This window comes from Bacteroidia bacterium (genome assembly GCA_026932145.1).
Classification (GTDB): Bacteria; Bacteroidota; Bacteroidia; order J057; family JAIXKT01; genus JAIXKT01.
This window is the reverse complement of the sequence record JAIXKT010000046.1, coordinates 1-9,752: the sequence shown is the minus strand read 5'-3', so window position 1 is coordinate 9,752 and position 9,752 is coordinate 1. Positions and strand designations below refer to the sequence as shown.

The 9,752-nt window shown below is 40.6% G+C and carries 8 protein-coding genes; all 8 read left to right on the top strand.

Translation table 11 applies throughout. The features are described from left to right. The first annotated feature begins 232 nt into the window (after positions 1-232). The 8 genes from LC115_10670 to folD all read left to right on the top strand — a co-directional run bounded on the left by LC115_10670 (position 233) and on the right by folD (position 9,628). Positions 233-1,417: a C1 family peptidase gene (locus LC115_10670; protein ID MCZ2357126.1), complete on the top strand. Its 1,185-nt coding sequence runs from the start codon at positions 233-235 to the stop codon at positions 1,415-1,417. A 48-nt stretch (positions 1,418-1,465) separates the two neighbouring features. Next, entirely contained in the window at positions 1,466-1,879 is a 414-nt protein-coding gene (locus LC115_10665; protein MCZ2357125.1) for a hypothetical protein, read from the top strand. 128 nt (positions 1,880-2,007) lie between these two features. Continuing rightward, positions 2,008-2,757 (top strand): DUF3575 domain-containing protein, encoded by a 750-nt coding sequence (locus LC115_10660; protein MCZ2357124.1) that lies wholly within the window; start codon positions 2,008-2,010, stop codon positions 2,755-2,757. A 33-nt stretch (positions 2,758-2,790) separates the two neighbouring features. Further along, on the top strand, positions 2,791-4,179 hold the full coding sequence (locus LC115_10655; protein ID MCZ2357123.1) for an amidohydrolase family protein: 1,389 nt from the start codon (positions 2,791-2,793) through the stop codon (positions 4,177-4,179). Positions 4,180-4,344: 165 nt separating this feature from the next. Then, complete coding sequence (locus LC115_10650) at positions 4,345-7,644, top strand: vitamin B12-dependent ribonucleotide reductase (GenBank protein MCZ2357122.1); 3,300 nt, start codon at positions 4,345-4,347, stop codon at positions 7,642-7,644. Positions 7,645-7,669: 25 nt separating this feature from the next. Beyond that, positions 7,670-8,038, top strand: a complete 369-nt coding sequence (locus LC115_10645; GenBank protein ID MCZ2357121.1) for a hypothetical protein — start codon at positions 7,670-7,672, stop codon at positions 8,036-8,038. Positions 8,039-8,066: 28 nt separating this feature from the next. Further along, positions 8,067-8,747 carry a metal-dependent hydrolase gene (locus LC115_10640; GenBank protein ID MCZ2357120.1) on the top strand — a complete coding sequence of 227 codons (681 nt, stop codon included), beginning with the start codon at positions 8,067-8,069 and terminating at the stop codon, positions 8,745-8,747. Next, positions 8,744-9,628 carry a bifunctional methylenetetrahydrofolate dehydrogenase/methenyltetrahydrofolate cyclohydrolase FolD gene (gene folD / locus LC115_10635; GenBank protein ID MCZ2357119.1) on the top strand — a complete coding sequence of 295 codons (885 nt, stop codon included), beginning with the start codon at positions 8,744-8,746 and terminating at the stop codon, positions 9,626-9,628. The genes LC115_10640 and folD overlap by 4 nt, the downstream gene beginning before the upstream one ends. Positions 9,629-9,752: the final 124 nt, after the last annotated feature.

Here is a 9,752-nt window from a genome sequence, read left to right as displayed (position 1 = left end):
TTTTTTTGTAAAGATACGAAATATATGCGTCATAACATATTTAACCTAACATTAGCTATTTTTGTGCTTTGGCAATGAGGGTAAGTAACCCTTAGTTTGGCTTCTGGCATAGACAATAAAGTTAGTCCTTATTGCCAAAAACTTCATCATACTTTCTGAACCACAATTGAAATGGCTTATTGAAATAAAACTATATGCGGCTGTTTATTCATTTTTCGGTTAATTTTGCCCAATGATACAGTTTAAAAATATTTTCAAGATTGGGCTTCTTCTCCTTGGGGGAAGTAGTTTATTTGTTCAGGGGTTTACCCAAACTACGCGAACAAACAAGAAAAATGGTGGCTACACATTTACCAGCGAAGTAGAAGTCGGTAATACCTCTGTTAAAGACCAATGTAGAACCGGTACTTGCTGGAGTTTTTCTACACTTTCTTTCTTTGAGTCAGAAATTATCCGTTCCGGTAAAGAACCTGTTGATTTGTCAGAAATGTTTATTGTACGGAACGTTTATCTAAAAAAAGCCGAAAAATATGTACGAATGCATGGACATATCAACTTTGCTGCCGGCGGAGCTTTTCATGATGTTTTAGCAATCATTGACGAATTTGGAATTGTCCCTAACGAAGAATATACTGGACTTGTAAACGGGCAAAAAAAACATAATCACGCAGATATGGATAATGTACTTAAAAGTTATCTTGATGCGATCATAAAAAATGATAATGGGCCGATTAACCCGGATTGGAAAATTGGCTTTAATGCCATTTTAGACATCTATTTGGGTAAAGTACCTGCCAACTTTTCCTACAAAGGGAAAACCTATACGCCTAAATCCTTCGCTGAATACTTAGGAATTCAAGCTAAAAATTACATAGAAGTTTCTTCTTTCACCCACCACCCGTTTTATAGCAGTTTCGTTATAGAAATTCCCGATAATTGGATGTGGGGTCAGGTATATAACGTTCCGCTTTCAGATTTAGAGCAGATTTTAGAATATTCTTTAAAAAATAACTATTCTATAGCTTGGGCAAGTGATGTAAGCGAAAAAGGGTTTTCGTTTTCTGACGGGCTTGCGATAGTTCCACCTGCCGGCTGGGAAGATTTATCCAAATCAGAAAGAGCTTCCGCCTTTGAAAAACCCGCTACCGAGCAAGAAATTACCCAAGAAAAACGCCAACTCGCTTTTGATAACTACCAAACCCAAGATGACCACGGAATGCACATCGTAGGCCTTGCCAAAGACCAAAATAATCAGAAATATTACTATGTAAAAAACTCATGGGGAAGTGCTGATAACGATCTAAATGGCTATTTCTATGCCTCTCGAAACTTTGTGCTATACAAAACTACTTGCCTCATGGTAAACATTAATGGTGTTCCTAAAGATATTCTCAAAAAATTAAAGGTTACACCTTAATGCGGTATGATTTTTGCGATATTGATACTAACTTAAAACCAATTACTTATGTTAGGATTAATTTTTAGTTTAAATCGCGTGTCCTTATTGACCATCGCCCTTTGCTGGAGTGTAGCCGTATTTGCTCAACCTGCCAAAAAAGTACGTTTTGCAGACAAATCTGCAGAGGAACGTACCAACTTCATTGTTTCTGTATTGAAGAATCGTTTAACACTTACACAAGCACAAGAACCTAAGATTCGGGATATTGTGCTGGCCAGCGAAAAGCAGCGTGATACAGACTTTAAAGCAAGCCGCGGAAATAAAGACGCGCTATCTGACGCTCGGAAAAAAAGAAATGCCGCTTTGGTCGTTGAATTCAGAACGGTACTTACAGCAGACCAAATGCATATCTTTAACAAAAACCGCCTTGAACTCAGAAATGAATGGCTTAAACAAGCCGGAGTTCAGGTCGAAGATTAAACAAAGAAGCCTTCTGAAAAACAAGCCGCGTTTTTACAAACGCGGCTTGTTGCTTAATTATCGTTTATTATCAGCTTTTTCAACAACTATCAATCTACATTATTGATGCTTTTTTATACTTTTGCTCAATGAAAGCATTTTTTTCTATCTGCCTCCTATCTATTAGTTGCTTTGTTTTTTCACAACAGCCGGATACCTTACGAAATAAAAATGCTAACTCTCGGCAAAGCGAATCCGGCGGATATTTAGATGAATATTACCGAACCAGAGGTATTAAAGAACTACCTACTTCTAAGAATAGGGTTTCATGGTATCCATTTGCTTTTTTTTATAGCGGCTTTAAACTTGGCTATGAGCGTGCTTATAGCTCCAATAAAAGTTTGAATATTAATGTTAGTTATTCTCTAACCGAAGAATCCCACTACTATAGTAATACTTCTTTTTGGTTAAATCAGTCTTTAAAAACGACTATTTATAATTTTCGAGAACTTTATGTTGAGATACAGCCACGTTTTTATGTATCTTCGGAGGCAGCTAAGTCTGAAAACACTGCTATTCCCGGTTCTTTTTATGCCTCTCCATTTTTGGCAAGTCGGTTTGCCACCTTTACGGCAGCAAGTCAGGAATTAGATGTCGTTACGGGCATTCCGTTCACGAAGGAGGATAACTATCAAGCAGCAGCAGTAGCAGCAGGCGTTATATTTGGCTACAATGCTATTATCGAAAAACGATTTAGTATAGATTTATACTTAGGCGGAGGGGTTCTGACCTCCAATGCTAACGGGAAAAAATATCTATCTCACCCGCCAATCCCGATAAATTCTTACCGCATCGGAATAATGCTTCAACCCGGTTTTTCTATCGGTATTTTATTTTAAGTTAGCCCAAAGTACTGACAAAATGCCAACAGAATGACACGCCGTGATTTTTTAGCTACTTTGGGAGTTAGCTTCTTAGCCCCTCGTGTACTTAGCCAGCGGCTCCCTAACTACACATACGCAATAGAAAATTGCCAACTGTTTATCCATAATTCTTGGCAAAAAAGAACTATCGGAATCTTGGCAGATGGAACGTATCATATTTCTGAACAACCAATTACGGCAGAAAAAACCATTTCGGGAGAAGGTTTAGTATTGAGTTCGGGCTTTATTGATATTTTAACAGATAACTCAGCTTCACCCAGACAAACCTATAAAATTGTAGAAGAATATAAAATCTCTGACGGTGTAACGGCAGCCTTACAGATGCACGGAGGAGCAGAAAATCCACAAAATTATTATCAAGAATTTTCTGTTTTACCTCATTATACCCATTTTGGAGTATCTACAAAGGTTATGAACATTCGTAACCGATACCCCACTTTGCCACAAAGATTATACGCCGTAGAAACTGCATTAGAAAAAGGAAAATCCTTAGGCGTATCCCATAGCATTGAATACCAGCCAACTCCCTACGACGAGTTAATCCAATACGGGAAGATAGCAGCTAAATACAAACGTCCGTTTTGTTTACATCTGCGTTATTCTTCGGCTGAACAAGAACTACTGGGCGTTGATGAAGCCCTAAAAATCGCCTTAACAACGTGCTGTCATCTACATATTGACCACCTACACTCTACCGGTGGCACCTTCCAGATGGAAAAAGCTTTGACAAAAATCAAAGAAGCTATTTCTAAGGGGGCAAATATCACCACCTGCGTATATCCATATTCATTTTGGGCAACATACCTACATAGTAAGCGTTTTGACCCCGGATGGCAACAGCGCTTTGGGCTTACATATCAAGATTTAACAATTGTGGGTACGGGAGAGCGTTTAAATGAAGCCAGTTTTGCTAAATATCGTAAGCAAGCAGGAATTTTAGTTGCTGTTCCAGAAGGAACAATGCCCTTAGAAAAAACCATAGATTTAGCTTTACGAGAGCCTTTTTCGATGATTGCCTCTGACGGCGGAATAGAAAAAAGTGTGTTAGCCAATTCACACCCGCGAGGAGCCGGATGCTTTTCCACCGCTATTGCCCACGGCCTTAAAATCGGCTTGCCTCTTGAAGATATTCTCGCAAAAGTTACCCAAATGCCAGCCAAATTATTGCCTACTAACCACCAACAACGCGCTATACTCGCTCATGGAAATTACGCAGACCTTACCCTCTTTAACCCCAAAAAAATTAACGGAAAAGCTACCGTCTCCAATCCAAATCAATATTCCTTCGGTATAGAATACGTATTTGTGCAAGGAAAATTAGCTTACGCCCAAAATAAATTACACGAAACTAACGGAAAACCCATTCGCTACGAATAGGGTTAGCCCCCTGAATCTGGATGCCCACGTTGGTATAACTTGTTTATGAATTGTGGAAATCGTCCAAAAACAACGTACTATCTTTGCTTTCCTGATATAGAAATTATATCATGAACCTAACCCGTTAAAAAAACGTACAACACAGGATAGTAACCCGTATTACCAATGAAAGCTTCTAAAAAAACGAAATCATCTGGGCTTAAAATACAGCGCCATTTTACTGAATCAGGAAAAAACCCCTTTGAGATGTTTCAGTATGAATTAAGGACTTCCATTATCAGAAATCCGGCGGGTGATGCGGTATTTGAAATGAAAAACGTAGAAGTCCCAAAATCATGGAGCCAAGTAGCAACCGATATATTAGCCCAAAAATATTTTCGGAAAGCGGGAGTGCCCCTGCCGGACGGATCAACCGGCGGTGAAAATTCCATTAAACAAGTAGTTCATCGTATCGCAGTATGCTGGAAAAATTGGGGAGTTCGCTATAATTACTTTGCCTCTCCCGAAGATGCCACTACTTTCTACGATGAGATTGTGTATATGCTGCTGACCCAAATGGCAGCTCCTAATTCCCCACAATGGTTTAATACCGGACTACATGAAGTTTATGGTATAACCGGCCCTTCACAAGGGCACTACTACGTAGATCCCAACACAGAGAAAGTTACAAAATCTGCTAATGCCTATGAACATCCGCAGCCTCATGCTTGCTTTATTTTATCTGTAGAAGACGACTTAGTGAACGAAGGCGGAATCATGGATTTATGGGTTCGTGAAGCCAGAATTTTTAAATATGGGTCTGGTGTTGGTACCAATTTTTCTACCATACGCGGCGAAAACGAAGGGCTAAGTGGAGGCGGGCATTCTTCCGGCCTGATGAGTTTCCTGAAAATAGGCGACCGCGCAGCCGGCGCAATAAAATCCGGCGGCACTACCCGTAGAGCTGCCAAAATGGTTTGCCTTGACTTAGACCACCCCGAAATCATGGACTTCATCACGTGGAAGTCCGAAGAAGAAAAAAAAGTAGCCGCCCTCATCGCCGCCGGATACTCCTCAGACTACGAAGGAGAAGCCTACAAAACCGTTTCCGGCCAAAACTCCAATAACTCTGTCAGAATCCCAAACCGCTTTTTTGAAATCCTCCAAAAAGGTGGAGATTGGGAATGTATCGCCAGAACCAACCAAAGAGTAATAAAACGCTACAAATCAACTGAAATTTGGGATAAAATTGCCGACTCGGCATGGGCTTGCGCCGACCCCGGCGTCCAATATGACACAACCATCAATGAATGGCACACCTGCCCCCAATCCGGCAGAATCCGAGCATCAAATCCATGCAGCGAGTATATGTTTTTAGATAATACCGCCTGCAATTTAGCCTCCATAAACCTACGAAAGTTCTTTGATGAAGAAACCCTCACTTTCGATGTAAAGGGATTTGAACACGCAGCCCGCCTCTGGACTATCGTACTGGAAATTTCGGTAACAATGGCTCAATTTCCTTCCCAAGAAATAGCCCAACTGTCCTATGAATACCGAACACTGGGGTTAGGTTTTGCAAATTTAGGTACTATGTTGATGATTTCCGGCATTCCTTACGATAGTTCAAAAGGACGTTCCATCGCTGCCTCAATTTCTGCCATAATGACCGGCACTGCATACGCAACTTCAGCAGAATTAGCCGCTTGCTTGGGAACATTCAAAGGGTTCGAGCCCAACAGAAACCAAATGCTGCGGGTGCTGAATAACCACCGATATGCAGCCTACAATGCCTCTGACGCTTATGAAGGACTATCTATCAAACCAAATGGTATAGACCAAACAGAGTGCCCCAAATATTTACTCACTGCCGCTTGCAACGCTTGGGATAAAGCATTACAGCTCGGCTCTATGCATGGATACCGAAACGCCCAAACTACCGTCATAGCTCCAACAGGAACTATCGGCTTGGTAATGGACTGCGATACTACCGGAGTAGAGCCGGATTTCGCCCTCGTAAAATTCAAAAAACTATCCGGCGGAGGATATTTCAAAATAATTAACCAAGCTATTCCCGTAGCCCTAAAAAACTTAGGCTACCCGGAAACCGAAATAGAAGCTATCATCAACTACGCAAAAGGCTATGCTACACTAAAAAATGCTCCTTACATAAACCCCGGAACATTGAGAAACAAGGGATTCAGTGATGCCGACATCCAAAAAATAGAAAGCAATTTGCTGGCTGCCTTTGATATTAGCTTTGCTTTCAACGTCTGGGTTTTGGGAGAAGATATTTACAAGCGATTAGGCATCCCCTCAGAACGTTATAACAAAGCTGATTTTGAACTACTTAAAGAACTAGGGTTTTCTAAATCTCAAATTGACGCAGCCAATGAATATATCTGCGGAACAATGACTATTGAGGGAGCACCATTTTTAAAGCTTGAACATTATCCTATATTTGACTGCGCAAACCGTTGCGGCTCTAAGGGAACTCGATTTATCCACCCACATGGCCATATCCGAATGATGGCATCTGTACAGCCTTTCATCTCCGGAGCAATATCTAAAACTATTAACCTACCCCATGAAGCCACCAGTAAAGATATTCAAGATTGCTACGAATTAAGCTGGAAACTTGCCCTAAAAGCAGTTGCTATTTACAGAGATGGCTCTAAACTCTCCCAACCACTTTCTAATAAATCTGACAAAAAATCAGAATCAGATACAATCAATGTTGTAGAAAAAATTGTTGGCAATAAAGGAGAACTCACCTTAGAAAATCTAACCGCCGAAGAGGTTTTAGAAGCCGCCAAAAGGATTATCGCAGCCTCGCCAGACACCCAGTTTAAACGCGAGTTAAGCCGCGTTGTAGAGAGAAAATCCCTACCCAATAAACGTAACGGATTTACCCAAAAAGCAAAAGTAGGCGGGCAAACTATATTTGTAAGAACCGGCGAATATGCTGACGGAACACTTGGCGAAATCTTCATAGACATTCACCGTGAAGGTGCTACCCTCCGCAGTATTATGAACTGCTTCGCTATCGCAGTTTCCATCGGCTTACAATATGGAGTGCCCCTCGAAGAATTTGTAGATAAATTTACATTTACCAGATTTGAACCCTCCGGAATGGTAGAGCATGAAAACATAAAGTACGCTACCTCTTTGGTAGATTACATTTTCCGCCTACTCGCTTTTGAATACTTAGATAGAGATGACTTAGTACAGGTTCCCGGATCTCGAACTATCAAACCTACTGAAAAAGAAGAACAAAACATACCTTCTAATGAATCAATTACATCACCCAAAACAGCAATGCCCGAACTTAGCAACCTAAAAAGTGCCAAAATTGAATCTACCCAAGAATTCTTAGGCAGTTTAATGGGCGATGCTCCGGCTTGCAATGTATGCGGCCATATCACAATCCGAAACGGAACTTGTTACAAATGCTTAAACTGCGGAAATAGCATGGGATGCAGCTAAAATCTAAATTTTTCAACTATTTATTATGAAAACGATTATTTCAAAACTATCCAGCGGTGTCCAAGGTGAGGACGTTAAGCAAAAACTGACTGCTAACTTAAATGCAGGAAAAGAATTGTTAAAAACCATAACCGATGCTAAAAACGTAGAGGCTTATGAGTTAGAATCTAAAGCTTGGCGGGCAAGTAGCTTAGATCTTCTGCGCTCTCAGTTTACCCAAACCATGAGCACTCCATACTACAACGATTACTACTCAGATTACAGTAAGATTTTTCGACAAGTTGAAATCAGAAATATCCACCGCCCAGATACAAAACGTGCTAAAATGCAAATTCTTATAGAGGCATTACAAGACGAAATCACCTTTTTAGAATCTATCATAAAATTATTTTAAACTACATTATCATTCTAAAGCTGACGTTATGAATGTCTTGTATTACGGGCACGCTTGCTTTTTGGTAACAATTTCCGGTGTCAAGTTATTATTTGACCCATTTATATCGCCGTTAGGTAAAGAAGTAGATATTGACGCTATTCGTCCGGATTATATTTTGGTTACCCATGGCCATGAAGACCACGTTGCAGACTTAGTTTCGATTTCCCGAAGCAGCGGAGCTAAGGTGGTTTCTTCTTGGGAAATCCATAATTGGCTTCAGAATCAGGGAATTACTAACACCCATCCGATGAATACCGGTGGCTCTTGGCAATTTGACTTTGGAACTGTTAAATGTGTAGTTGCCCAACATTCCAGCAGTTTACCGGATGGAACGTATGCCGGTAACCCAATGGGATTCGTGATAGAAACACCCGAAATATGCTTTTATTATGCCGGAGATACTGCGCTAACCTTAGATATGCAGTTGATTCCCAAACGATATAAATTAGATATAGCTTTTTTACCTATCGGAAATAACTTTACTATGGACACAACGGATGCTATAATAGCTTCAGAATTTATTGCTTGCAAACGGATTATACCAATGCACTATAACACCTTTGGCTTTATTGTGGTTGATATGCCGGTTACCCGTGCCGCTTTTGCCTCTGCTGGCTGTGTTGTAGAATGGATTGAACCCGGTCAAGCACGCGAAATATCCCGATGACTCTCTTAGACGGGAAAAAAGTTTCCCAAGAAATTCAACAAGAACTTGCTAATGAAGTACTTGAACTAACCCAACGGTTTCATTTGCCGCCCCCGCATTTAGCAGCAGTCTTGGTCGGTAATGACCCAGCAAGCCAAACGTATGTTCAACATAAAATAAAAGCCTGCCAAAAAGTCGGTATTCAATCTTCTTTGTACCAAAAACCGGCTGAATGTACCGAAATAGAGATTCTTAGCTTAATAAACACACTAAATTCTGATACTTCTGTTGATGGCATTTTGGTACAGCTACCCTTGCCAAAGGGCATTTCAGAAAATCGTATCATTGAACAGATTTCTTATGAAAAAGATGTTGATGGCTTTCACCCCATCAACATTGGTAGGATGACAAAAGGACTACCGGCAATTTTGCCGGCTACACCAGCCGGAATTATTGAACTTTTACGGCGCTATAAGATTGAAACTACCGGAAAAGAATGTGTTGTGGTAGGTAGAAGCAATATTGTGGGATCTCCTATGAGCATTTTATTAGCTCGTAATACCTATCCGGGAAATGCAACCGTAACACTATGCCACAGCAAAACCGTTGACTTAGAGTATCATTTAAAGCGTGCAGATATAGTCATTGCTGCTGCCGGCAAATGCGAGTTTATCCGTGGAAACCACCTAAAACAGGGAGCCGTTGTGATAGACGTAGGCATACACCGCATAACCAATCCTAACGGCACTAACCGCTTAGTTGGAGATGTTTGTTATGAAGAAGTAAGCCAAATAGCCGCCGCAATAACTCCCGTCCCCGGAGGAGTTGGACCCATGACAATAGCCTCTCTACTCCAAAATACACTACAAGCCTACCGGCAAAAATATGCTATTCCTCAATAGCATTTATAGCAAAAATCTATATTAGACCTCTTGCTTAATTCTTACAATATTTTTCAACCTAAAAATACGAATTGAGCGTGTTGCATAACCTCTAAATTTTTAAAAAAGCCCAAATTTTCTCCCG